19 protein-coding genes and 5 pseudogenes are annotated in these 25,220 nt (G+C 54.5%); 13 read left to right on the top strand and 11 right to left on the bottom strand.

What is annotated here, in order from left to right:
• Positions 1-69 precede the first annotated feature (69 nt).
• From AC1D1M_RS06160 to AC1D1M_RS06150, 3 genes are read left to right on the top strand one after another with little or no spacing between them, the layout of a single operon-like run.
• Positions 70-1,344, top strand: coding sequence for a c-type cytochrome (locus AC1D1M_RS06160; protein WP_477774929.1), 1,275 nt, complete (start codon positions 70-72; stop codon positions 1,342-1,344).
• Positions 1,341-1,805, top strand: coding sequence for a (2Fe-2S)-binding protein (locus AC1D1M_RS06155; RefSeq protein WP_477774928.1), 465 nt, complete (start codon positions 1,341-1,343; stop codon positions 1,803-1,805). Before AC1D1M_RS06160 ends, AC1D1M_RS06155 begins: the two co-directional genes overlap by 4 nt.
• A complete protein-coding gene (locus AC1D1M_RS06150) occupies positions 1,802-4,057 on the top strand; it encodes a xanthine dehydrogenase family protein molybdopterin-binding subunit (RefSeq protein WP_477774927.1) in 2,256 nt (751 codons plus the stop codon). The genes AC1D1M_RS06155 and AC1D1M_RS06150 overlap by 4 nt, the downstream gene beginning before the upstream one ends.
• A gap of 648 nt (positions 4,058-4,705) precedes the next feature.
• Here the strand turns inward: AC1D1M_RS06150 and AC1D1M_RS06145 are convergent.
• The 9 genes from AC1D1M_RS06145 to AC1D1M_RS06105 all read right to left on the bottom strand — a co-directional run bounded on the left by AC1D1M_RS06145 (position 4,706) and on the right by AC1D1M_RS06105 (position 14,106).
• Complete coding sequence (locus tag AC1D1M_RS06145) at positions 4,706-6,043, bottom strand: OprD family porin (RefSeq protein ID WP_477774954.1); 1,338 nt, start codon at positions 6,041-6,043, stop codon at positions 4,706-4,708.
• 213 nt (positions 6,044-6,256) lie between these two features.
• Positions 6,257-7,912, bottom strand: coding sequence for a cation acetate symporter (locus AC1D1M_RS06140; RefSeq protein WP_477774926.1), 1,656 nt, complete (start codon positions 7,910-7,912; stop codon positions 6,257-6,259).
• Complete coding sequence (locus tag AC1D1M_RS06135) at positions 7,909-8,271, bottom strand: DUF485 domain-containing protein (RefSeq protein WP_477774925.1); 363 nt, start codon at positions 8,269-8,271, stop codon at positions 7,909-7,911. Before AC1D1M_RS06135 ends, AC1D1M_RS06140 begins: the two co-directional genes overlap by 4 nt.
• Positions 8,272-8,302: 31 nt before the next feature.
• Entirely contained in the window at positions 8,303-9,523 is a 1,221-nt protein-coding gene (locus AC1D1M_RS06130) for an FAD binding domain-containing protein (RefSeq protein WP_477774924.1), read from the bottom strand.
• Positions 9,520-10,002 carry a VOC family protein gene (locus AC1D1M_RS06125; protein ID WP_477774923.1) on the bottom strand — a complete coding sequence of 161 codons (483 nt, stop codon included), beginning with the start codon at positions 10,000-10,002 and terminating at the stop codon, positions 9,520-9,522. Before AC1D1M_RS06125 ends, AC1D1M_RS06130 begins: the two co-directional genes overlap by 4 nt.
• A gap of 305 nt (positions 10,003-10,307) precedes the next feature.
• The gene (locus AC1D1M_RS06120; RefSeq protein ID WP_477774922.1) at positions 10,308-11,027 is read right to left on the bottom strand and encodes a TetR/AcrR family transcriptional regulator; all 720 of its coding nucleotides are present in this window, start codon (positions 11,025-11,027) and stop codon (positions 10,308-10,310) included.
• 67 nt (positions 11,028-11,094) lie between these two features.
• Positions 11,095-11,739 (bottom strand): DsbA family protein, encoded by a 645-nt coding sequence (locus AC1D1M_RS06115; protein WP_477774921.1) that lies wholly within the window; start codon positions 11,737-11,739, stop codon positions 11,095-11,097.
• 84 nt (positions 11,740-11,823) lie between these two features.
• Positions 11,824-12,741, bottom strand: a complete 918-nt coding sequence (locus tag AC1D1M_RS06110; protein ID WP_477774920.1) for a LysR family transcriptional regulator — start codon at positions 12,739-12,741, stop codon at positions 11,824-11,826.
• A gap of 153 nt (positions 12,742-12,894) precedes the next feature.
• Complete coding sequence (locus tag AC1D1M_RS06105; protein ID WP_477774919.1) at positions 12,895-14,106, bottom strand: MFS transporter; 1,212 nt, start codon at positions 14,104-14,106, stop codon at positions 12,895-12,897.
• 402 nt (positions 14,107-14,508) lie between these two features.
• Between AC1D1M_RS06105 and AC1D1M_RS06100 the strand changes: the two are divergent.
• A pseudogene (locus tag AC1D1M_RS06100) lies at positions 14,509-14,790 on the top strand (HAMP domain-containing protein); the annotation flags it as partial.
• A 144-nt stretch (positions 14,791-14,934) separates the two neighbouring features.
• Here the strand turns inward: AC1D1M_RS06100 and AC1D1M_RS06095 are convergent.
• Positions 14,935-15,870, bottom strand: a complete 936-nt coding sequence (locus AC1D1M_RS06095) for a LysR substrate-binding domain-containing protein (protein WP_477774918.1) — start codon at positions 15,868-15,870, stop codon at positions 14,935-14,937.
• Positions 15,871-16,081: 211 nt separating this feature from the next.
• Here AC1D1M_RS06095 and AC1D1M_RS06090 point away from each other — a divergent pair, with 211 nt between their 5' ends.
• From AC1D1M_RS06090 to AC1D1M_RS06065, 6 genes and pseudogenes are all read left to right on the top strand, one after another.
• A complete protein-coding gene (locus tag AC1D1M_RS06090) occupies positions 16,082-16,852 on the top strand; it encodes an ABC transporter substrate-binding protein (RefSeq protein WP_477774917.1) in 771 nt (256 codons plus the stop codon).
• Positions 16,853-16,958: 106 nt separating this feature from the next.
• Positions 16,959-17,192 (top strand): annotated as a pseudogene (locus AC1D1M_RS06085) (DUF2817 domain-containing protein); the annotation flags it as partial.
• 264 nt (positions 17,193-17,456) lie between these two features.
• Positions 17,457-18,530 (top strand): aromatic ring-hydroxylating dioxygenase subunit alpha, encoded by a 1,074-nt coding sequence (locus AC1D1M_RS06080; RefSeq protein ID WP_477774916.1) that lies wholly within the window; start codon positions 17,457-17,459, stop codon positions 18,528-18,530.
• Position 18,531: 1 nt separating this feature from the next.
• A complete protein-coding gene (locus AC1D1M_RS06075) occupies positions 18,532-19,668 on the top strand; it encodes an FAD-binding oxidoreductase (RefSeq protein WP_477774915.1) in 1,137 nt (378 codons plus the stop codon).
• Between the two features lie 62 nt (positions 19,669-19,730).
• A pseudogene (locus AC1D1M_RS06070) lies at positions 19,731-19,817 on the top strand (hypothetical protein); the annotation flags it as partial.
• A 124-nt stretch (positions 19,818-19,941) separates the two neighbouring features.
• Positions 19,942-20,151, top strand: a pseudogene (locus tag AC1D1M_RS06065) (single stranded DNA-binding domain-containing protein); the annotation flags it as partial.
• A 311-nt stretch (positions 20,152-20,462) separates the two neighbouring features.
• On the opposite strand, the pseudogene AC1D1M_RS06060 reads toward AC1D1M_RS06065, so the two are convergent.
• Positions 20,463-20,636: pseudogene (locus AC1D1M_RS06060) on the bottom strand (helix-turn-helix domain-containing protein); the annotation flags it as partial.
• Here AC1D1M_RS06060 and nthB point away from each other — a divergent pair.
• The 3 genes from nthB (at position 20,562) to AC1D1M_RS06045 (ending at position 25,185) form a co-directional block, all read left to right on the top strand.
• Positions 20,562-21,182: a nitrile hydratase subunit beta gene (nthB, locus tag AC1D1M_RS06055; protein ID WP_477774914.1), complete on the top strand. Its 621-nt coding sequence runs from the start codon at positions 20,562-20,564 to the stop codon at positions 21,180-21,182. The pseudogene AC1D1M_RS06060 and the gene nthB overlap by 75 nt on opposite strands.
• Positions 21,179-22,402, top strand: coding sequence for a GTP-binding protein (locus AC1D1M_RS06050; protein ID WP_477774913.1), 1,224 nt, complete (start codon positions 21,179-21,181; stop codon positions 22,400-22,402). The genes nthB and AC1D1M_RS06050 overlap by 4 nt, the downstream gene beginning before the upstream one ends.
• A 734-nt stretch (positions 22,403-23,136) precedes the next feature.
• Entirely contained in the window at positions 23,137-25,185 is a 2,049-nt protein-coding gene (locus tag AC1D1M_RS06045) for an acyltransferase family protein (protein ID WP_477774912.1), read from the top strand.
• Positions 25,186-25,220 lie beyond the last annotated feature (35 nt).

Here is a 25,220-nt window from a genome sequence, read left to right as displayed (position 1 = left end):
ATCGCCGTACGCCAATCGCACGCGGTGGATTGAAAAATCTGTCGTTAATTCAGCTCGAGAGGTAAGGCGATGAAGCGCAAGGCAATCATCGGTGCCGTTCTGGCGATCGGCGTCGTGGGGATAGTGTTTGCGTTCTGGATGATGTGGAGGCCGGAAATTGCCACTGTCAGCCAGCCCCGGAATGCAGGTCGCGAGACCCTGGACAGAGGCCGCCGCGTCGTCGAAGCGGGAGACTGTGCGGTCTGCCACACACGGCCGGGGGGCGCCTACATGGCAGGCGGTTTGCCGCTGGTAACGCCCTTCGGAACCCTCTTCACCACCAACATCACCCCTGACCCGGAATCCGGTATCGGTCAGTGGTCGCTGGACGCCTTTGAACGGGCCATGCGTGAAGGCATCGCGCGCGACGGCCATTTTCTCTATCCAGCCTTCCCTTACGTGCATTACCGAAAGATGAGCGATGCCGATATTGCCGACGCCTATGCCTTCCTGATGAGCGTGGACCCGATCAAATACACCGCACCGAAAAACCATATGGTCTTCCCCATGAACTTCCGGCCGCTGGTGTCTTTCTGGAACTTGCTGTTCCTGCATGGGGATCCGCTGGAGCCACTTCCCAACCGGTCAGCACAATGGAACCGCGGACGCTATCTGGTCGAGGGAGCGGGACACTGTTCATCCTGCCATTCGCCCCTGAATCTGATTGGCGGGGAGAAAAACAGCGAACTGTTCAACGGTGGTGTCGTCGACGGCTGGACGGCCCCTGCCCTGCGCGGAATGACCGAGGCGCAACACCCCTGGAGTGAAGCCCAGTTGGTCGCCTATCTGACGGGCGAGATCGCCGAAGGACACGGCGCAGCGGCGGGCCCGATGTTGCCAGTCAGCCTGAGCATCGCGCAATTGCCGGCGGAAGACGCCCTTGCCATCGCGCAGTACATTCTTGACCTCAAAAAAACCTCATCGGATGCCATATCGCCGCCCTGCACCTCCGGGGTCAAGCCCCGCGCCAGGGCGCTTCTGGGCGCCTCGTTGTTCAACGGGGCCTGCGCGAGTTGCCACGGCAGTGCGGCGCCGATGCGCGTCATTGAATCGAGGCCGGCGCTGGCAAACACCTCGGCGGTGATGGCGGACTCGCCGCGCAATTTAATCCAAACCATCCTGCAGGGCATCCCGATGTCCAGCGCCGCTTCCAGCCACTACATGCCTGCCTTCGCCCCTAGCCTGGACGATGTCCATGTGGCTGCACTTGCCGAGTACTTGCGCAACGAAAGCTGTGCGACCAGACCCTGGACGGATCTCGACAAGACAATCAAAAGCATTCGGGCTCAGGAGCAGCAACCGTGATCACACTCGACATCAACGGCAAGACTCACGAACTGGACATCGCGCAGGACATGCCCCTGCTGTATGCCTTGCGCAACCAGGTGGGGCTCAATGGCGCCAAATACGGCTGCGGCTTGGGTCAGTGCGGCGCTTGCACAGTGTTAGTGAACGACAAACCGGTGTTTTCCTGCCTGACACCGTGCGGCGCGCTGGCGGGCAAATCGGTGCGCACCGTGGAGAGTCTGGGCAGCGCCGACCAACCTGGGCTGTTGCAGAAAGCCTTTATCGACGAACAGGCCGCCCAGTGTGGTTATTGCATCGCGGGGATGATCGTACGGGCGCAGGCGCTGTTGGAGGCCAACCCTCATCCAGACGATGAAACGATCCGTCGCCACATGGCGCCCAACTTGTGCCGCTGCGGCACCCATGTGCGGATCCTCGCCGCGATCAAGTCGGTCGTCGCGCAGGGAGGCAAGGTATGAAAAACCCCACGCAAAACGTCAACCTAAGCCGTCGCGCCTTCGTGATAAATGGAGCCTTGGTGATGGGGTTCGCGATGCTTCCGGGTATGCCCCGCGCCTTCGCTGACACCGAAGTGGACACTTTGGGTACGGCAATTCTGGCGCCTGATCTTCCCGGCAGCCTGCGGGCCACGCCCTATCTGGACGCCTGGATCCGCATTGATGCGAAAGATGGCATCACCGTCTACACCGGCAAAGTGGAGCTGGGCACTGGCGTTAAAACTGCGCTCCTGCAGATCGCCGCCGAACGCCTGGAAGTATCACCTGGGCTCATCCGTTTTCTCACTGCCGACACCGCGCTGACACCCAATGAAGGTTACACCGCCGGCAGCCACACGATCGTCGACAGCGGCACTGCGCTGTTCAACGCCGCGGCCCAGGTGCGTCAGTTGTTACTCGAGTCCGCGGCACGGCAATGGCAGCGCACCATCGACAGCCTGACCACGCGGGACGCGGTGATCTACGATGCACAAGGCCGCAGCATGACCTACGCACAAGCAGTGGTAGGGGTTCAACTGCATCGCTATGCATCGGCCAACTCGCCTTTCAAGCCAGCCAGCAGCTTCACCCTGATCGGCAAATCATTGCCTCGACTGGACATACCGGCCAAAGTCAGCGGTGGTGCGGCCTATGTGCAGGACATGCGCCTGCCCGATATGCTGCATGCCCGTGTTATACGCCCACCCCGGCGCGGCAGTCAGCTTCTGGACATTGACGAGGCCGCTCTGAGGAAACTCCCCGGTGGAGTGAAACTGGTCCGCAACGGCAGCTACCTCGCCGTGGTCGCCACCGATGAATGGCTGGCGGTCAAAGCGATGCGCGAGGGCTACGCCACTGCCCGCTGGACAGCAGGTAACCCGCTACCTGACTCGACACACATCCATCAACTCCTCACCGAATTGCCGGCGCGGCGCTACCCGGTGAGCGCCAAGGGTGACCTCGCACAACCTGTGCCGCGCGCCTATAAGGCCCGGGTGACCAAGCAATACCTGATGCACGGCTCCATCGGGCCATCCTGCGCAGTGGCCTGGTTCAAGGATGGAACACTGACCGTCTGGACCCATACCCAAGGTGTCTACCCTCTGCGCACGGGCATCGCCGAGATGGTCGGCCTGCCGGTGGCTCAGGTGCGTTGCATCCACGCTGAAGGCTCCGGTTGCTATGGCCACAACGGTGCCGATGACGCCGCCGCCGATGCCGCGCTGATCGCCATGGCCATTCCCGGCAAGCCGATACGGGTGCAATGGATGCGCGAACAGGAAAATCTCTGGGAGCCCTACAGCTCGGCCATGCTTGCCGAAGTGGAAGCGGGGCTGGACGACAGCGGGCGTCTTCGTGACTGGAAATACGAACTCTGGAGTACTCCGCACAACGAACGTATCGTCAATGCCGGGCGCCTGTTACCGGCGTGGTTGTTGGCCAACCCCTTCACCCCAGCACCTTCAGTCCCGATCGCCCAACCCGAAGGTGACGGTGACCGTAACGCCGTTCCGTTGTATGAGATCCCCAACCTGAAGGTTGATCTGAACTTTGTGCTGACCATGCCATTCAGAACCTCGGCCATGCGTTCGCTCGGGGCCCATATCAACGTGTTCGCCATCGAGAGCACCGTCGATGAACTGGCGGCTCGGGCCGCTGTGGATCCGGTGCAATTTCGTCTGAACCACTTGAGCGATCCGCGAGCACGGGCGGTGGTGGAGCGCGTGGCCGCTGCGTTCCGCTGGCCGCAAAAAGCAATGGGCCCCGGCAGCGGAATCGGCTTCGCCTTCGCCCGCTATAAAAACATCATGGGTTACTGCGCGATCGCCGTGCAGTTGCATGTGCAGCGCCAGACCGGGCAGGTGACGATTGATCGCGTAGTCGCCGCCGTCGACGTGGGGCAAATTGTCAGCCCCGACGGGCTGCTCAATCAGATCCAGGGCGGCATCGTGCAGTCCGCCAGTTGGACGCTCTATGAACGAATCCTCTATGGCGCCAGTGGCATGCACAGCTTCGACTGGAGCGGCTATCCGATCATGCGTTTTCCCGATTTGCCGCAACAAGTCGAGGTCCACATGATTGATCAACCGGATCAGCCTTTTCTCGGTGCCGCGGAAATCGTCCAGGGCCCCGTGGCAGCAGCACTGGGCAATGCCATCAACGATGCCACTGGCAAGCGCTTGCTGGATCTGCCCCTGGCACGACGTGGCTGGCAGGATGCACTGGGGTCATGATCGATCCGGGCAGTGTCGAAGTTCTGCCCTGTAATGCTTAGCGAGCAGGGCTGACGTCGCCGCCCAAATGTCTTGGCAGGCGGCGGCGTTATTGGCTGGAGGCGTCGGCCGTATAGGCTTTGCGTCCTTCACCGAAAAGTAACCTCCCAATGCCGGCGAAATGTCTGAATCGGTGGCCAAGCGTACGATGATGTCCGCACCACGCTGCGAATCACCTATGCGCAACCAGTTGAGAGCCCTTGCCAGCCGCGTAGAGAATCCCGGTTCGCGGCCAAGACCCGTGACGTTGAAGCCTGGGTCCGGTACCACCTGTAAGGACAATGGTGGCATTGATATTCATTGTGGTGTTGTCACTATCAGCCGGTGTGTTTAATGGACAATTACCCACTGCAATCACAATTTTAAATTTATCCAACCGCTATACACTTAGCCTAAAAAAGGCGGTGAAGGATCACTTGCACCGCCCTACCCCATCGAAGGGAAATGTTTCTCTTCTATAAAACATGCCGTTGGAAGAGAACGACATGTACACGCAACACTCATAAAAGCGCTGCCTGTCAGTTACAGCATCCAGTCACCAATATGACTGGACCACCGAATAAATTTTCGAGCCCTCGATATTTGGTCCAAAGCGAGCCGGATTAAAAATTAGAACAATGCCAATTGATAATTTATGATCACGCGATTCTCATCTTGCTGACGGGCATTAGGGATATTGTTCCGCACCATTGCATTTTTCCACATCACGCCAACGCCTTTTAAGGGGCCCGATTGCACGACATAGGCCAGTGTAATATCACGTTCCCATTCGCTGGAATTGCTGGAAGCGATAGTATTGATATCATCACCTTTAACGTAAACGACGCCCGCCGTCGCACCCGGCAAGCCTAGTTTTGCGAAGTCAAAAGAGTAACGGGCTTGCCATGACTTCTCGCCAGCACGAACGAATTTCTGAACCTGCATCTCCGTGATGGTGTAGGTGGATGGGCCATCCCCCTGATTCAAATACGGGAAGTCACTTTCACCATTGCTGACTTCATAACCTGCACCGAAGGTGTGACCCGCAACGGCGTAGGTGAATAACCCACTGAACAGATTATTGTCGACCTCCCCTTTTAATGTATTACCACCGTAGAAACCTGTCGTGAAGTACGCAGGGTCATGGCCGTTTGCACCATCACTTCTGCTATTGAAGTATCGAACATCACTGGTCAGGACCCCAGGACCGATTGCCCAGTTATGAGTGAGACCAAGAAAGTTTTGCTTATAGAAATCTTTTAGATTGCCGTAATAGTATTGCAAGGTTAGATCTTTAGTCAGCTTATAATCGCCACCGGCGTAGATGAATTTATTACTGAAGCGACCAGTGACAGCATTATTCGCACCCGCGATCGACATATTTTCATTGTTACTGGAGTTACGGCCCTTCACCTCATCAATTTGCCCCCCCACCAAGGTCAAATCTTTGATATCTGCCGAAGTAACCTGGGTTCCTTGCCAGGTTTGCGGCAACAATCGTCCGTCATTGCTGAAGATCACCGGCAGTTTCGGGACCAAAGTTCCAAGCTTCAGTTCGGTCTTGGATATTTTTACTTTACCGGTCAACCCCAGGCTGGAGACATCGTCAACGGCATGGTCGCCGTCGCTTGGAAACACTATGCCACCGTAGTTTGTCCCCGTTGGGTTGCCATGCTTGCCGGCGCTTGAATCCAGCTTGACACCCAACATTCCCAACGCATCAACACCGAAACCTACGGGGCCCGGGGTGTAACCCGAGATGAATTCGAGCTGAAAGGCTTGTCCCCACTCAGCTTGATAACTCTGGTTAGCGGCCTTCTGAGCGGGTGTTGCTGAATCTCGGTAATCGCTATTGATATAGAAGTTACGCAGTTTAAGCGCAGCTTTACTGTCATCGATGAAACCCGCCGCATGGGCTTGCTGCGCCAATAAACACATGGCTGCTGCAACAGTCAAAGTACATTTCATTGTATTTGTACCAACGTTGAGATTATTATTTTTGTATAAGCTATTCAGCGACTCTCCAGGCGCAGGCATGCCAACAGCCAAAGCGCGCGAGAAGAGCACAATTGAGCCAAATGCACAAATTTCAAATGAACTAACTTGCCAACCAACCTTAAAAGCGCTGCACTTTAATGCAGCAGGCTGACCACTATCCTACGCAAGGCTTAATCAACTTAATCAATCAGCTTTCAGCTGCGCTCTCCATGTTGCCGGTGTACCCAGTTCAGAATCGACCAACTGATTTTCGAATCGATTGCGCTCACCTATGGCACTGACCGAGCGATCGGTAATAGAGAACCAAAAGATACCGACAAATGCTATGGCCATGGAAAACAATGCCGGATATTCGTATGGGAACCAGGCTTGCTGATTATGGAGGATCTTGACCCAAACGGTCGGGCTAAGAATGCATAGGGTAATGGCTGATAGCAGCCCCAGCGATCCGCCAATCACAGCGCCACGTGTCGTCAGGCCCTTCCAGTAAATCGACAATAACAGCACTGGAAAATTGGAACTTGCGGCGATGGAGAACGTTAAGCTCACAATAAATGCGATGTTCTGTTTTTCAAAAGCAATGGCCAATAGAATCGACAACACCCCCAACACGATAGTTGTAACGCGAGAGACGCGCATCTCCTCACGGTCGCTGGCGGTGCCCCTGCGTAACGCATGTGCATAAAGGTCATGTGACACAGCAGATGAGCCTGCAAGGGTGAGCCCGGCCACCACCGCCAATATCGTCGAGAACGACACAGCACACATGAACCCTAGGAAAACATTACCGCCAACGTTGTGTGCGAGATGAATTGCAACCATATTAACGCCGCCTAATATTCCACCTGATGCATCGTGATAATCGGGGTTGCTGGCAACCAGGGCGATGGTGCCGAAGCCGATAATAACGATCAGGGCATACCCTATGCCGACAAGACCAGTGGCATAAAGAATACTTTGACGCGCGGCCTTGACGTTACCGACGGTGAAAAACCGCATGAGAATATGTGGAAGGCCTGCCGTGCCGAAGACTAATGCCAATCCTAGCGAAATCGCAGACACCGGGTCGGTAATCAGACCTCCTGGGCTCATGATTGCTACATGGGATGGATGCACCTGGGTCGCTTGAGTAAATAGCTGGTTCAGGCTGAATCCGAATTGGGACAACACCATGAAAGCCATGAAGACGCAGCCGGTCAGCAGTAATACGGCCTTGATAATCTGAATCCAGGTGGTTGCTAGCATCCCGCCAAAGAAAACGTAGATAACCATCAGCGTACCAACGAGAAGCACAGCCGCGGTGTAATCGAAGCCGAACAGCAATTCCACTAGTTTTCCAGCGCCGACCAGCTGAGAAACCAGGTAAAGCAATACGATCACAATAGAACTGGAGGCCGAAAATGCTCGTATGGGACGTTGCTTCAGCCGATAGGACAGTACGTCCGCCAAGGTGTAGCGCCCCAGATTTCGCAATGGCTCCGCAATCAGGAACAGAATGATCGGCCAACTGGCAAGGAAGCCGATCGAGTAAATCAACCCATCAAATCCACTGGTAAAAACCAACGCGGAGATGCCTAGCAAAGACGCCGCGGACATATAGTCGCCCGCGATAGCCCACCCATTTTGGAAGCCGGTAATTTTTCCTCCTGCGGCATAGTGATCCGCAACGCTATTGTTTTTGCGTGCCGCCCACCGTGTGACGAACAGAGTGAAAATAACGAATGCCAAAAACATGCCGATGGCAATGGGATTATGCTTTTGTACTGCGCCAGGGACGTCGGCCGCGTATACCGTTACCGAAGCAAGGATGGCGGAGATTGCAATAAGTAGACGCTTCATTTGTTGAAGCTCCTGATGATTGTTTTTATTTTAGGGTCGTAGCAGGTGTTAGTGCGCCAGACATAGACAGCCACGAGGAGAATCGTGAAGACGAGCATTCCAAAGCCGATTGGCACGCCCCACGTCATCGGTTGCCCTTCAGTGATAGGCGTACCCAAACGGGCAGGTATAAAAGCTAGAGAAAGAATAAAACCAAAATATACGGCGAGCATAAGCGCCGTCATGCTCCACGAAAATATTCGTCGCTGTTTTACCAAAGCACGAAACTCCGGATTTTCGAGAATCGGGTTTTGAATAGCGTCATCAACCTGCTCAGCGGGCATGGTCGGGCCACCGTCTTGCGGATATGCATGTTCCATGGTTATCTCCTGCAAATGGCTTGTGGCTGAGTTAAAACTTCACGGGCACTGCAGTCTCACGCATCACGGCTTCAGGGGTCCGGTACAACTCCGCCATTTCGCGCTCTTCCTCGCTTTTCAGTTGCGTCTGCATATACGCGCCAAGATGCCTGGCATGCTGAACAATCGACGCCCCGAAACGACAGCGTTGCTCGCTATAGTCCGCCAATGCCTCTTCAACGGATGCATGTCGCTCCAGTGCTTCCACGATTGCCAAAGCATCACCGGCGGCCTTGGTAACCCCCATCCCGCAATGGGGACGCGCCACAAATGCCGCGTCGCCGAGCAAAGCGACACGTCCGAAATTCATCTTCGGTACTTCCAGATCGTAAATTGGCTGGAATAACGGCTGAGCAGCTTTCTTTACGACTTCGGCAAACTGCGGGGCCAGTAATGTCTCTGCGCACTTGTACATATTGTCGAGCACGTCACGGCGTATCAGCGCCGGAGGAATTCCACCTTCAAATTGTTTACCGCTTTCATCCCTCAGCAAATCCTTCAAGTCATCGTCGCCGCTGGTGCGGTACCACACAAAGTTGTAACGGCGCTCGCCGACGAGGGTGCTGTTGGAATGCCCGGCAACTGGATACCCCAAGATCTGCTCGTGCGGGGGCAAACAAAACGCGAATTTATCGAAAAGTGCGGCGTGGGCAGAGTCAGACAGAGCACTTTCATCGACTAACCCGCGCCAGGCGATATAGCCGGCATATTGCAGCTGCACATCAGGTAAAAAATGCTGGCGAATTGTCGACCGAAATCCATCAGCCGCAATAATGACGTCTGCTTGATGAGTTGCCCCATCGGCCAATGTGACGCTGGCATGGGTTTCAGTACTTTCGACCGACACGACACTGCCACCGCAGCGATACAGTGAGTCTGGAAATGCGGAGCGAAGCACTTGGTACATCTTCCCCCACGCGGTCAACGTTTGTGGGAGTGCGTTCTCAAGTACCACATTGCCGTCCTGGGCCAAAGTGACGCGCGAAAGCACATCGATACCTACAGATGCGTCGAGGGGAATTCCCGCTGCGGCCATCGCTTCGAACAGTTCAGGGTGTGTAACGATCCCAGCGCCTCGTCCAGCGAGTTCATCCGGAACGCGTTCGAAGACCTCAACGTCCCAACCTTTGCGCAACAGCATATTTGCTGCAAACAGGCCGCCCAGCGAGCCGCCCACGACAATGGCGCGGGGCTTGTTCAAAGAATTCATCATGGCTGCTCTCCCACAGTCGCAGCGGCATGGGAGGCGTAAGAACCCACCGCTTCAATCTCGGAAGCCGGGAAGTTGAGCTCGATGGTGACACCAGAAGGATCTTCGATGAACACCTGATGCAGGCCAAGGCTCGGAACGGTGCGATCGCGCCACGCAATCCCTTCGGCTTTGAAGACGCTCCAGAACTCAACCAGGCCGGTTACCAAAAAAGCAATGTGGTCAACGGTTCCAGTGCCTGTCAGCGGGATTTCTTTATCGCCGAGGTATTTCTTCAGACCTTCGGGGTTGGAAGGATCAATCCCGATAATGTGGACCGTGCCGAAGTCCTCCTCATCCCCTCCCATGTACAACCAGGCGCCGGGAAAATCGAACGGCGGCCGGTAGCCGGGGGTAAAACCGAGCACCCTTTCATAAAATCGACTGGACTTCTCCAGGTCGAACGACCGAATCGAGTAATGAGCGAGTTTCACGACTTGCATGGTGCCTCCAACAGTTTTTTGTATTTATTTATCAGTCGATAAACAATACGACCTGACGAAATTGAAGTAAATAGCTGGAGGATCAAATTTTCAGGATTGGCCTGAGCCACGTCGTGGCGTCGCCAAAAGAGAACAGGCTTCAGGCGTTGGGAAAGGGCTTTTCAGAGCAGAATGGCGCGCGTGCGCCCCTCATCACCCGATCAGCTGAGGGCTGAAACAGGTGATGAGTGGTCGACAAAAAAGAGGGTCGAAGCAAGAGATCAGGAGGCAGGAAAAGGGGAAAAATCCATTCGGATCGATGCCGATCAATTCAAGCGAGACTGCTCGCCGAGGTCGTTATCGACTTGCTGCAGTACGTGGGGACTGCCGTTAAGGAATGCATCGACCATCTGCTCGATTAGCGCATCAATGTCCTCAGTCACTGGAAGATCGTAAATCCATTTGCGCACGCCAATATAGAAAATGCTCGCATGCAGACTCCAGATCAGTTCGAGCTCTTTTTCATTGATCGTTTCACCTGAGGACGGTGCCAATCCATGAGCATGGCGGATTTCTGCAATGACGGGGATGAAGACCCGCTCACGCAATTTAGCCAGATACCGATCATTGATACCTTCACGTGTCAGCCCGGCGAAGACGAAGATACGAATCCACTCTCGGCGCAGAATCACACGAGCGTATGAGGTGTAGAAATGAACCAGTCGAGACTGAAGGGGTTCCGAGCGATCCTTGATCATCGCTTCCCACGAGGTATCCCACTGATATACCTCGTCGTACACGCGGTCTATCAGTGCCTCTTTGCTAGGGAAATATCGATAGAGTAAAGGTTGGGTAACGTCCAGTTGTCGTGCCAGCTCACGGGTACTCCCCGAGAATCCGTACGTCGCAAAATGCTCAATGGCTTTCTGCACGATTTGCTTTTCCCTGACCTCAGGCGAAAGGCGTCGAGTCGTCGATTTGACGAGGTCTGCTGAGTTCGCCGATTTTCCCGACTCTTTCTCGTCTCTATTTTTCGAGTCTTGCATAACGCCTCACTAGAGCTTCATTAAGGCATCATACAAAACAAAAGAATGCACTGGCTATGAACCACACCTATTTGGCCAGACGGCTTTCGATATCCTTCTTGAACAAAGCTGGTCGGCTTAAATAATGCCCCATGGCCAACACCTCCATTTGGCCATCGATTTCCAGCGCAAATGCCGGAAAGCCCCGCGCACTCAGGGTGTCAAGCATCCCGTTGCTGCGTTTGATATGGTCCTGCAATGAGTCCTCGGTGATCGAATCAAAAGTCGCCATGAACGCATAGGGTTCAAACCCAAGCTCACTGGCAATGCCGGCGATTACCCCTCGGTCAGCAATGGCTTGGCCTTCTTGGTAGTAGGCAATTTGCAGGCGTTTGAGCATTTCGATGCCACGTCCTGACAGCTGTTGGGCAGTCAACATTGCTGCAATCGGTGGTGAAGAGTTCAGCTGGACGTTTTCATGTTCAAGTACGCCCTGAACATAGGCGTCTGCGAAGGTTTGTTTGCTGAATGCGGTAATCCGAACTTCGTGAGGACGAACAAAATCGCGCCACTCACCAGACATCAACTTGCTTTTGTCCCCCGAGAGCATGCCCACACCATGGGCCTGAATTTCCAGGCCAGGAATAGCGGTGGCCGCCGTGATCATTGGCGCCGCGCCATAGCACCAGCCACAGAACGGGTCGTAGACGTAATGCAATGTCGCAGTTCTCATTCAAATCTCCGGGATCTGCCGTGTCCACACGGCGAAAAGGGATTCGTTACATCGAGGATCCAACGTTCGAAAAAAATGAGGAGATCAGCTCTCCGCCAAGCCTTCAGGCCCGAGCAATTCGCTGATGAAATCGATAAACGCATTGACGCGTTTGGAGCCACGATGATTGGGAAGATACAGCGCAGAAATAGCCGAACTTGCATCGTTCGGATTGATAACAAAAGACTCGAACAATGAAGTCAAATCACCGCTACCAATATCGTCGTTGACGAGCCAATCAGGTAACAGAGCCACCCCGCCGCCCGCCAGCGCAACTTCACGCAAAACCTCCGCATTGTTGCTTTTGAAGCGGCCCTCAATCGGTACTCGAGTCTCCTCACCTTCCTTTAAGAAAGTCCAAACCTGTTGCTTCGGACCATAACTAAAGCGCAGGCACTCGTGCTGCATGAGGTCCATGGGATGTTCAGGGAAACCACGTGCATTCAGGTACTCGGCGCTGGCCACCACCCGGCGTCTGAAATGACCGACGGGACGACTGACGACACCATCCATGGCTGCTGCCGATCCCAATCGGATCGCTAGATCGACGCGCTCACCCAGCAGTTCGACGATGTCGTCAGAGAGCGTCATGTCCAACACGAGTTGCGGGTAATGCTTCAAAAACGAGGCAATATAAGGCGCAATCAGACGGCGCCCAAGCGCTACGGGCACGGAAATACGAAGATGCCCCGCAGGGAGTTCCCCACGGTCAGTGACCGAGGCATCCGCCTCGGCCACAGCATTCAGCACCTCCCGCGCTTTCAAGTAGTAGGCGGCCCCGGCATCCGATAATGAGATTTGACGCGTGGATCGATTAAGCAGGACAGCGCCCAGTTCAGCCTCAAGCCCATCGATCATCCGAGTCACAGAAGACGTCGCCAGGCCTAACTGTCGAGCGGCAGAAGAAAAGCCCTTCGAATCCACAACCTGGACGAACATCTTCAATGCGAGCAGCTTGTCCATGACACTCCTTGATTAACCCGTTGTTCATCTTGAACATTGCGCATATTAGCCGTCTGATTGAACATCGCCATTTGATTGGATGACGAACCTGGGACTCTCACCCCATTCGTTGACACATGCATTGCCAGCAATCTTTTGTCGTTTCGGATTGACTCAGTGGGCCTGTTCGGCTCGACGAGAAACCATCGAGAAGACGACCAAAGCGACCAATGACAATGCGCTTCCCACCGCAGCAATCGCCAACCAGCCGGCGTGTTCATAAAGCGAACTGGCCACTGAAGAACCGATTGCGCCGCCAATAAAGATACTGATCATGTACAACGCATTCAGACGGCCTCTGTTGGCAGTGCCCAGGGCATAGACAGCTCGCTGGCCAAGTACCATGTTCATTTGCACCGCAAAATCCAGCGCTACACCGGTGACCGCTAACCCAATCACACCGTAAAAAGGATTGATGAAGGCCGGAAGGAAACTCAATACCCCCAGCACCATGGCCAGCTGCGAGGCTCGTCGAGTATGCCCTGCATCAGCGAGTCGACCGCTGATAGGTGCGGCAATTGCACCGATGGCGCCGACCAGAGAGAACATCGCAATCTGACTTTGCGTGAGGCCGAACTCACGACTCAATATCAGCGGCACAGCGGTCCAGAACAAACTGAACGCCGCAAACATCAGCCCCTGATAGAGCGCTCGCTGACGCAGCACGGGCTCGCGGCAAAACAGTTGTCCGAGGGACATCAGCAATTGACCATACGACGCGCGATGGGCCGGTTGCCATTTGGGCATGGTCATGCCAATCACGATGGAGATAACGAGCATCAAGGCAGCGGCCCCGATAAACACTGCCCGCCAGCCCAAATGATCGGCAACCAGACTCGACAGCGGCCGCGCAAGCAGAATCCCCAGCAGCAAGCCCCCCATGATCCCGCCAACCACTCGGCCGCGAGACTCTTCCGGTGCCAGATGTGCGGCCAATGGGATAAGCATTTGCACGGAGACTGAGCTGAAACCGATGAACGCCGATACCACTAGAAATACACTCGGCTGCTTGGACAAACCGGCGGCGACCAGGCTGAAGATCGTAATCACGATCGTCGCGATCATCAGCCGGCGGTTTTCTACCAGGTCCGCCAAGGGCACCAGAAAAAACAATCCGAGCGCATAACCAATCTGAGTCAGCGAAACAATAAGGCTCGCGCTCCCACTCGACATGCCGATATCCGGGGCGATCAAGCTGATAATCGGTTGTGCGTAATAGATGTTGGCCACGATGGCACCACAACAAAAAGCAAACAGAAGCACCAGCCCCTTTGTCATTGACGCTTTTTGTATCGTCGCTGCTGTATCACTTGTAGAAACGCCCATGCCATAGACTCCTGAGGTTCGACAGCGGTGACTCTCCAATGAAAGGTCACTCGCACTCATGTTTGCCAGGCCAACAACATAGGCGGCACTCCCCCTCGAGAGAATATGGGCAGGACGCAACGTAACGTTGCGTCCTGCGCAAAAGATACGCGGTGTAGTCAACGCCCCCTCTTTAGTCTATGGCGCGCAATTGAGCGAGATACCTCATTGCCGGCACCCACCCTTCTATATCGCGCCTGCTTGTCTCCAATATCAGCACCTGGCTTGAAGGGGATTCAGCCACCGTCTTCACCGGCCATCGACAAGCCGTTTCAACCAAAAAGCCTCCCTCCTTTTATGCGTCGTCGACGCCAGCCTTGACCGAGATAAAAATGGGTGGATAAAAATAAAATCTCTTGAGTGAACCTGGACGACATCGCCGCTGGAGATGGCGACCTGACACACCGCCTGCCAGTTTCGAGCAACGATGAGCTGGGGAATTTGGCAAACTCGTTCAACTTATTTGTGGAAAAATTCCACAGCCTTGTGCGTCAGATCACTGAGATGACCGAGCAATTGACCACACTGGTCGAAGACATGTCGGCCCAGGCTCAACGCTCAGAGCAGGCCATGAATAGGCAGCGCCAAGAGACGGATCAAGTGGCGACAGCCATCCATGAAATGTCCACGGCGGCGCAACAAGTACAAGCTGGCGACTCACCTTTGGGTCGCCCCGCAGAAGTCGCGCGCCCTGGAGCTGAGCTCGCGCGACTACAGAAACCCTCGAACCGCATCCGACGCATCCCAACGAACAAATCAGCTCAGAATGCGCTACGGATACTTTTTTACTTATGGGCTGGTCAACAGCTGCTCATTTACTGTCATCTGATCTCGCCCACGAGCCACCAGCCACCGATGGAAGTCACGACAGTGAGCTTTATCGAAAGCATCTTTGGCACCCACTAAAAAATACGACGAGGGCATTTTCAGCCCTTGCGCGAACGGCATGATTAAACGCCCATCCGTTACGGCATTGGCAATCATTGAATATTGCGCCAACACAACGCCCTGTCCAAGAATCGCAGCCTGTATGGCCATTGAAGATAATGAGTAGACCCGATATCCATCAGAAATTTGCGAACAGTCAACTTGTTGTGCACCGAACCAATCGCGCCAAGAGGGTGGGGAAGCGAATTTAGGCAACCAATCTATCGATAACAGTGGGTAAGCCAACAGGTCCGCCGGAGTCCGTAGCGGCATATCCGCACGCAACATGTGTGGGCTACAGACCGGAACGACACAATCTCGGAACAGCTCAATGGCGTGCTCGGTTGCCGCATAATCTCCGTATGTCACCCGAAAATCGATTTCATAGCCGTCAGGTGAGGGTTCAGCATGGCTACCATCAAGAAACAGATTGATTTCCGGGTGATCGCTCTGCCATGTGTAGATAAGAGGAGCTAACCAATCTGAAAGCAGCGATGGCAAAGCACTAATCCGTAAGTTGGTGGCGCTCTTCGCTCGTTCGACTTCTACCTGAGCAATGCGCAGCATTTCGAACGCTGCCACGCAGCTATCGTGGTAACGCTGTCCCGCGGCAGTCAGGCGGATACGCTTGCCCACCCTGAACGTCAAACTCATCCCCAGGCTGTCTTCCAGCAATCTCATCTGCTGACTGACAGCCCCTGCCGAGATGCCCAGGCGCCTTGCCGCTTCGACAATTCCACCGAAGCGTCCTACAGCTTCAAACACCTGTATGGCCCGCAGAGAAGGCAAGTTATTCATCTGCATCTCCAGAAAATCGAGCGCTGATTGATACTTTAGCTCAGCTACACAAAGCAACAGTTTTTAACATCTTTTCGAATATTCAGACTCTCGTATTCTGGTCCTGCCAGCGCTGCCTCTTGCAGGCAGTGAAGGCCACCTGGATTAGCCCTGCACCAAGTCCTTGCATTAGCCATGCGCAAACTCCAATGACAGAAAAAGGCAAAGAAAAATGAAAAAAATCATTCTCGCCACGGTATTTGCTCTCGCGTCGACCGGCGCGCTCGCTAACGATTTGAGCACGATTCGCTTCGGCGTAGATCCGACGTTCGCTCCGTTCGAATCAAAGGAGCCCAGTGGTCAATTAGTCGGTTTCGATATTGATCTGGGTAATGCCATTTGCGCTCAACTCAAGGTCAAGTGCGTCTGGGTGGAAACCGCTTTCGACAGCATCATCCCGGCACTCAAGGCGAAGAAGTTCGATGGCATTCTTTCGGCGATGACCGTCAACGAAAAACGCAAAGAAAATATCGCGTTCTCTGACCGGCTCTACAACTCGCCCAATCGTCTGATCGCCAAGGCTGATAGCGGTTTGCTCCCGACTGTGGAGTCGCTCAAGGGTAGGCGTGTCGGCGTCGCCCAAGGCAGTACCCAGGAGGCTTACGTCAGGTCAGTTTGGGCACCACATGGCGTTACCATGGTGTCCTACACCAATCAGGATCTGCTCTACCCGGACCTGGTCAGTGGCCGTATCGATGCCACCCTGACAGACGCGGTCGTTGCAGACATCGGCTTCTTGCAGACGCCCCGAAATACCGGTTTCGCTTTTGCTGGCGACACTGTCCAGGATGAAAAACTACTGGGCCAGGGGATTGCGATTGGCCTGCGCAAGGATGACCAGGCGCTGATCAAAGCCATCAACGGCGCTCTGGCAGAAATGCACGAAAATGGAACCTACGAGGCGCTTCAGAAGAAGTACTTCACTTTCGACATCTATAACTGAATCCTTTTCCTGGCTGGCTCTGATCGTCCTTGCGTAGATGATCAAGAGCCCTCCTATCTTCCTCCACAGTTCCCCCCCTGATTTCCAAGCCTCTAAATAGACGGTCTGCGGACCGCTATTTTATCCGGGAGAACAGATCCATACTTTTTTGCGCAACGACCATTGGTTGCACCTGCACGGGGATTTCACAGATCCAGTTGCCGGGCAAATCAAACTGAAGCTAATCGAACAGTTCTACCCAGCCGATCTTGATTGGCAAGCCGTCGTCTGGGAGCGCACTCGGCAAATTTGGGAGCGTGCTTTGGTGGCATTACTCATTCAATCGCCAGCCAATCAGTAAATCCCTGGCCCACCGCAACGGCTGAAAACCATTGACATACCACACATTCAAGACTGCCTTGCGCGGTCTTGAATGCGTTGCCAGAGACGGGCTCAAGTCCAGGCTTCTCGCACTCATTCAACCCAATGACCTGTTAGTAAATCTAAATAAACAAACAGATTTAAACATCTATTCTCACTCAATCAGATCCTCGTAACCTGTCCTCCTTGTTAGCCATCGTTCGCCAGCACAACGCGAACAACTAAATAATAAGGAGAAATCCCCATGTTTTTGCGAAACGCATGGTATGTAGCCGCCAGTGAAGCTGAGCTGGGTGATGATCTGTACCCCATAACTCTTCTCAGTGAGTCTGTGGTGCTTTACCGAAAGAGTGACGGCACCCCGGTAGCCCTCGAAGATGCCTGCCCTCACCGTAAGCTGCCACTGTCAATGGGCCGTCGCAAAGGTGATGACATTGAATGTGGTTACCACGGTTTGACCTTCGACTGCTCGGGTAGCTGCGTCCGTGCGCCCGGTAGTCAACGCATTCCCCAAGGCGCCAAGGTTCGCAGCTACCCCCTCGCTGTGCGCTACGGTTTGATCTGGATCTGGATGGGTGATATCGAACTGGCAGACGAAACGAAAATTTGTCACGTGCCTGAATGGGGTGACCCCGCGTGGGGCCTCAATCGCGGCGACAGTATGGTTATCCCGTGCAACTACCTGTACATGACCGACAACCTGCTGGACCCCGCACATGTCGCCTGGGTGCATCAATCTTCCTTTGGTAACGCAGCCTGCGCAGAGGAACCGTTGCAAACCACGGTAACCGATGTCGGTGTGATTGTTTCGCGCTGGATGCGCGATGTCGAGGTGGCACCGTTCTATGCCAAGTTCGTCAAGTTCAGTGGTCATTGTGATCGTAAGCAGCACTACGAAGTGCATTACCCGTCCCAGGCCATTATCAAGGCCCTGTTCACGCCCGCTGGAACGGGTAGTGATGAAGGTGAACTGCACGAACATGTGTTCCTGATGAACTCCTACAACTTCATGACCCCCATCGACGAATCGAACACGCGTTATTACTGGTTCCAGGTCCGTAACTTCGATACCGAAAATGAAGAAGTGTCACGCCAGTTCGACGAAGACGTGCGACACGCCTTTGCCGAAGATCGGGTAGTGCTGAGTGCCGTACATAAGGGGATGGCCAACAAGCGCACGCCCAACATCGATCTGGCTTCCGACTTGGGACCACTACGTTTTCGCCGTAACCTCGATAAATTGATTGCCCAGGAACAGCCTGGCAGCTTGATTCCGCTGACCCAACGACACACTGCGGAACAAAAGACGGAGGCATGAGATGGGCACTCAATTGCAAACGCTGTCTTCCTCTGCAGGTTTCAAAACCTTCCGGGTGATTGAAAAAAAACAAGAGAGCGCAGTCATCACCTCCTTCGTCCTGACGGCGAGCGATGGCGTTTCCAATCTGCGCTTTCGTCCGGGGCAGTTTCTCATTGTTCGCCTGTCCCTGGAGGGCGGTGTTACGGCGTTGCGCAACTACAGTCTCTCCGGAGACGCCAATGACCTCGCGCGCGTACGCATTTCGGTTAAACGCGAGCCTGCACCGTTCGACCGACCAGAGGTGCCGCCGGGTCAAGGGTCCAATCACTTGCACGATTTTGTTCAAGTCGGCGACTCGCTCGAGATCGCTGGCCCCACAGGCACCTTCGTGCTGGACGAAGAGAGCCCAAGGCCAGTTGTGTTGTTCAGTGGCGGTGTGGGGCTCACACCGATGCTGAGCATGCTCCATCAACTGAGTACACGTTCGTCGCGTCCGGTGTATTTCATCCATGCCTGCGAAAGTGGAATCGTACATGCCTTTCGTGACGAGGTTTTGGCACTGGCCAGCCGTCGCCCAGGGATCAGCGTGCACTACTGCTACCGCAACCCGGATGCCGACGATCATGCCAATGCTGCCTTTCACAGCCAGGGCTTGGTAAGCCGGGAAACCTTGCAAAGGCTTCTTCCGCTGGACGACTACGACGTCTACCTGTGCGGCCCCAGATTCTTTATGCAGGCGAACTGGCGCCTGTTGCGCGACCTCGGGATCGCTGGCAAGCGCATTCATTATGAATTCTTCGGCCCGGCGACCATCCTCGAGGAGGATGAAGTCGTACCAGTGGCGTCCCTTCCCCTCGCGTCGCCCGTACCCAAAGCGCCGACCGCGTCGATTGAAGGTGCTCTAACCGTGGAGTTTCTACCATCGGGTACGCGTGTGGCCTGGGATCAGAATTGCCAATCACTGCTCGAACTTGCCGAACAGAACGGCCTGACTCCGCCATTCAATTGCCGGGCAGGCCTGTGTAACACCTGCCAAGTCCCCCTTCGGGAAGGCTCTGTCGAGTATTTCGAAGAGCCACTGGATCCCCCTGAAAGCGGCAGCATCTTGCTCTGTTGTACCCGCCCGACCACCGCTGTGACGGTGGACTTGCGGTAGTGATCCTTCCTGTCACGACCAATTACCACCTACCGCTTTCGTTGCCCTGGGGAATCAAGATAATGATCAAATCGCGAGCCGCCGTAGCCTTCGCAGCCAACCACCCCCTGCAAATCGTCGAAGTCGACGTGGCACCGCCTCAGGCGGGTGCCGGCATTTGCACTTGGGCGACAAAGGTAAAACCCGGCACGTCCTGGTAGAAACGGCTGAGGGCCGGGAGATCGACGCAGCAAATCCCCACTTCCATTGGAACCAGCATCTTCACGCTCATTGGAGTGGGAGGACAACGAAGACAATGCGCGGGTGACCTTCAAGATCGAGGCTCGTCAAGTCGGCATTCTGCCTCACCGGGTGCACAGTGTGGTCATGCGGGAACGATCCAGTGAGCCGCCGACAGTTGGAAAACAGATCGAGAAAAGTATAGAGCGGGCCAACAACCAGAGTGTTTCTCCCGCCAAAAAATCCAGGGCGCGCAAAGAATAATCGGCCAGTAACTGATCGGCACCGGCACGTAATTTGCGCCTCTAGGCGATACCCGAGGACGTGTCTCAGGCCTCGTACAACCGAACGTTCGAACAATTGTTTTTTTATCGACGCAATGACTTGGGACTACTTGGCCATAGAGTGCTCAGGAGGCCAGATCATAGTTTCCAAGCTCCTCCTCCGCTCCACTTCGGTAAACACCCTCATAAGTCACGGGGGACCTTAATGCCTGATAGCACTCAACATTACGGGCGGGATGACGTGGGGAAGGTTCAACGGTTTGGATTCGGAAGGATCGCGAACGGCCTTTCTCAACTTCGGCGCAGGAGTGTATGAGGAGCAACACCAAAGGCCTTGCGAAAAGCATGACTGAAATGGGAGAAGTCGGAAAAACCGAAATCCAGCGCAGCTTGAGAAATGCTGCGCACCTTGCCGCATTCAATCGCCTCGCGGCTGGCGAACAGGCGCTCTTTCCAGATCTCCGCGACCGGCGTTTTCTGGTAACGGGCGAAAGCGCGCGTGACGGTTCGCGTGGACACATGATGCGCTTGGATGTCCGCCAGCACGTCGGCACGCAATATTACGAACGCTATGTCATCGCTACGGCCACATTACTCGTTGAAACCGGGGTCATTACCCAGGAAGAGCTCAACCAGGCTCTTGGCTCCCACTTCAAGCTGGCGAACCCGCCTCACTCAAATGGCCGCCCTGCCATCACCGGTCGCCCGCCATTCGAAGTCGGCGACCGGGTGTTGGTCCGCGACGAGTATTTTGCCGGGCACGTCCGCATGCCGGCCTATGTCCGCGGCAAGGAAGGCGTGATCCAACACCGCACCACAGAAAAATGGCCCTTCCCGGATGCCATTGGCCATGGAGACACCACCGCCGCGCATCAGCCCACCTACCATGTCGAATTCCGGGTGAAGGATTTGTGGGGCGATGCTGCCGACGATGGCTTCGTGGTTGTTGATCTATTCGAAAGCTACCTGGACAAAGTCGACGCGCCAACGGCGCAAGCGGTGAAGGCGTGAAAGACGGCAGCCGGTCGGGCCGGCTGCCGGTGACGGTCCTGTCGGGCTTCCTCGGTGCCGGCAAGACGACACTGCTCAACCACATCCTGCGCAATCGCGCAGGCTTGAAGGTGGCGGTTATCGTCAACGACATGAGCGTAGTCAACATCGACGCCGAGGACGTGCAGCGCAATGTGTCGCTGCACCGTGGCAACGATGAACTGGTGGAGATGAGCAACGGCTGCATCTGCTGCACCCTGCGCGCTGATCTGCTAGAGCAGATCAGCCTGCTGGCACGTCAGCAGCGCTTTGATTACCTGCTGATCGAGTCCACGGGCATTTCCGAACCCATGCCCGTGGCCGAAACCTTCGCCTTTCTCGATCAGGAGGGTTTCAGCCTGAGCGAACTGGCGCGGCTCGATACCTTGGTCACGGTGGTGGATGGCAGCAACTTCCTGGCTCTGCTGTCCTCGACCGATACTGTGGGCGGTGAAGACGAAACGGGTACACCGCTGCGTCATTTATCGGACCTGTTGATCGAACAGGTGGAGTACGCCAACGTCATTCTCGTCAATAAGGTGGATTTGATTGGCGAGAGCGGCTTCCTGGCGTTGCGCGCACTGCTTGCAGGCCTAAACCCGACAGCAGAAATCCTATCGATGGATCATGGCGCCATCGACCTAACGAAGATTCTAGGTACCCGTCGCTTCGACTTGCCGAGCCTGGCGCAATCGCCCGGCTGGATGAAGAAGATGGAGGATGCTCGGGAGCGGCATTCCGAATCGGATGTGTATGGAATTTCATCCTGGGTCTACCGTGAGCGGGCGCCACTCCATCCGCAACGTCTGCTGGAGTTCCTGCAGCGGCCTTGGCAAAACGGGCGGCTACTGCGTTGCAAAGGCTACTTCTGGGTTGCCAGTCGGCATCTGGACATTGGCATGCTGGTGCAAAGTGGCCGGCAATTTCGTTGGGACTATGTCGGGCGCTGGTGGACATTCATTGCGCAATCGCAATGGCCTCAGGATGACTATCGCCGCGAAGGGATAATGGCCAAATGGGACGAGATCACCGGGGATTGCCGGCAGGAAATCGTCTTCATCGGTCAGGGTATCGACCTGGATATTTTGAAGCGGCAATTGGACGCCTGTCTGCTGACCCCGCAAGAGATCATGGAAGGTCCACACACGTGGCCAGCCTTGCCAGGCGCAACATCCTTCGACCTCAAGGCATTGTCACCCTGATCGCTTGGCAACCCCCCTATCAATGCACAAACATAGCGAGGCCGCACTAGCCTCGCTATGACCTGTAACCTCAACTTCACGGACTGAGAAGCGCTGTATGTTGTTCTTCAGCACAACGACCCATCGGACACTGGCCTCAATCGCCGACAGGCTGGATCGACCCGAGATCGCTGGCTCAAACGTCCACTCAGTGAAACATCCACCATCGTCATCGCGACCAACAACTATCGGCCAATAGCGTCGGCAACGTGCGAAAGCAATGCCCCCCCAAAACCGTCGTCAATTCACTTAGTACGCTGAGGCCAAAGCCCTGCCCGGGATAAATTCCGAAATTGGTATCAGCTGAAGATTCCACCCAGAGCCAGTCGTTTTGTGGGGATAAAAACACTTAAAATAAAAAAGGGTCGCGAGATAAAATCTCGCAACCCTTTGAATTATATGGTCGGGACGGAGTGATTCGAACACTCGCCCCCTGGCACCCCATGCACGCAGGCCCCATGCAAGCCCCTTTGTAATGGCTGTTTTTACTGGCGCTCGCTGCAATCGAATGCCTACAAGAGCTTACAAGTGCGTGAGAAAGTCACGCAAAAGTCACGCACGCCTTATTGGCCCATCCCCGGCGTTCTGCCGACCGTCCCCCAATAAATCGTAGAGCTTATGTACCCGCTTTGTACCGCGTATGATACGCGCGTGCCAGAAACAGGCCCGATATCAAAAGTGGAGCACCACCGACAATGACGTCTCTCGCCGAACCGGCCAGCACGCTATTAACCCTAAACACCCACAGTACGAAATACCGGCCGGATATCGATGGTTTGCGCGCAATCGCCGTCCTGTCCGTGGTCGGCTTTCACGCCTTCCCGGAATGGGTGACTGGCGGCTTCATCGGCGTAGATATTTTCTTCGTGATTTCCGGGTATCTGATCACCACGATCCTGCTCGAAGGCCTGGCACGCGGGAAGTTCAGCATTCCGGATTTCTACGTTCGGCGCGTCAACCGCATATTCCCGGCCTTGCTGACTGTGATGATCGCCTGCTACGCGTTCGGTTGGCAGACACTGTTCCCCGATGAATTCCAGCAGCTCGGCAAACACATTGCTGGTGGCTCTGCCTTTATATCCAACCTGGTTCTGTGGAACGAAAGCGGGTACTTCGACACGTCGGCCGAGATAAAGCCGTTCCTGCATCTATGGTCATTGGGCATTGAAGAGCAGTACTACATCTTCTGGCCGGTGATCATGTGGGCCGCTTGGAAAAAACAGTTAAACCTGCTGACCATCGCGGTGTTGTTGCTCGGCGCTTCGTTCGCCCTGAACATGGAGTACATCAAGGAAGATCCTACGTTCACCTTCTACATGCCCCAGACTCGTTGCTGGGAACTGTTGATCGGCTCCGTGCTGGCCTACCTGTCACTCTATAAAATCTCGGTCTTTGATAAAGCCTTTGCAGCGACAGACCGATTTTTAGCCGCGATCATTCACAAGCCGGTCGAGAGCGGCCAAATAATCAGAAACGTCCTGTCGTTTATCGGGCTGGGGTTCATTGCCTACGGCCTGGCAACCATCACCAAGGATGATCAATTTCCCGGGTGGCGCGCAATTTTCCCAACAGTTGGTACCGCGCTGATCATCGCCGCCGGCTCGCGGTCTTGGCTCAATCGCTCGATACTTTCCAACAAGCCGATGGTGTGGGTCGGCCTGATCAGCTTCCCGCTGTACCTGTGGCACTGGCCTCTTTTGACATTCGCCCGCATCATTCAGAGCGATGTACCATCCCTAGAAATCAGAATTGCGGCCGTGTTCTCCGCTTTCATTTTAGCTTGGCTGACATATCGCTTTCTTGAGCGCCCTTTACGAACCAACCAAAGTAAATTCAAAACTCCTATTCTTGTCATCCTGATGGCGAGCATTGGAGGTGTCGGTTTTGCAACTTTCAATCTTGGCGGACTGCCTGACCGCGAGGCAGTCAAAAGCGCGGAAGAGTTCAATAGCCAATTTGTAGGGCCAATATGGAAATTCACCAAAAACGACATGTGTATCAATCGATACCAGTTTAAAGAAGCAGAATCATATGGCTGGTGGTTTTGCATTACAAATAAAGATGAAAAACCAACCCTTCTCTTATTAGGCAACAGCTACGCAAACCATTTGTATCCTGGGCTTGCGACGGAAAACAAAATAAACAATCAAACCATTCTTTCTATTGGTGCCTGCTCCCCAAACATGGGCAACCCATCTGATGAAAATACAGCAACGACGATAACTCCGTGTTCTGGTAATCGGGCTTACCATCAGAAACTTCTGATCAACAGCATCATTGAGAAAGACAAAACAATAAAATATGCAATTCTAGACGGCCTCGACCCGAAACCAGACGAAAATTCAATTGCAACAATTGAAGAGCGGATAAGTTATCTTGAAGGCAACGGAATTCAAGTCATACTTTTTGTTCCTCACATCACAACAACCCATGACCTAAAAGGCTGTTTTACTCGTCCGTTTAAAAGTGGACCAGCCTCTTGCGACGTTAGTCCACAAGCAAGGGAAACAGCACTCAATGACTTCAAGCCATTAGTCGATAAAATTTCAAGCAAACACCCAACCGTACGAGTTTTTGATCAGAATGAATTATTCTGCAATTTCCTTGGCTGTTCTCTTACAAAAAATGGGATGCCTCTATTTAGAGATGAATATAGTCATTACTCCGAGTACGCGAGTACAGAAGTGGCAAAATTGTTTGTGAAGTGGGCAGAGAAAAATGTACCGGGAATTTTAGAAAAATAATTAAGCAAGCTGCCAAGGCGATCAATCCGTAATCG

The sequence above is a fragment of the Pseudomonas sp. P1_F7 genome (assembly GCF_056405655.1).
Note: the sequence above shows the minus strand (reverse complement) of the source record. Positions and strands in the feature narration are given on the sequence as shown.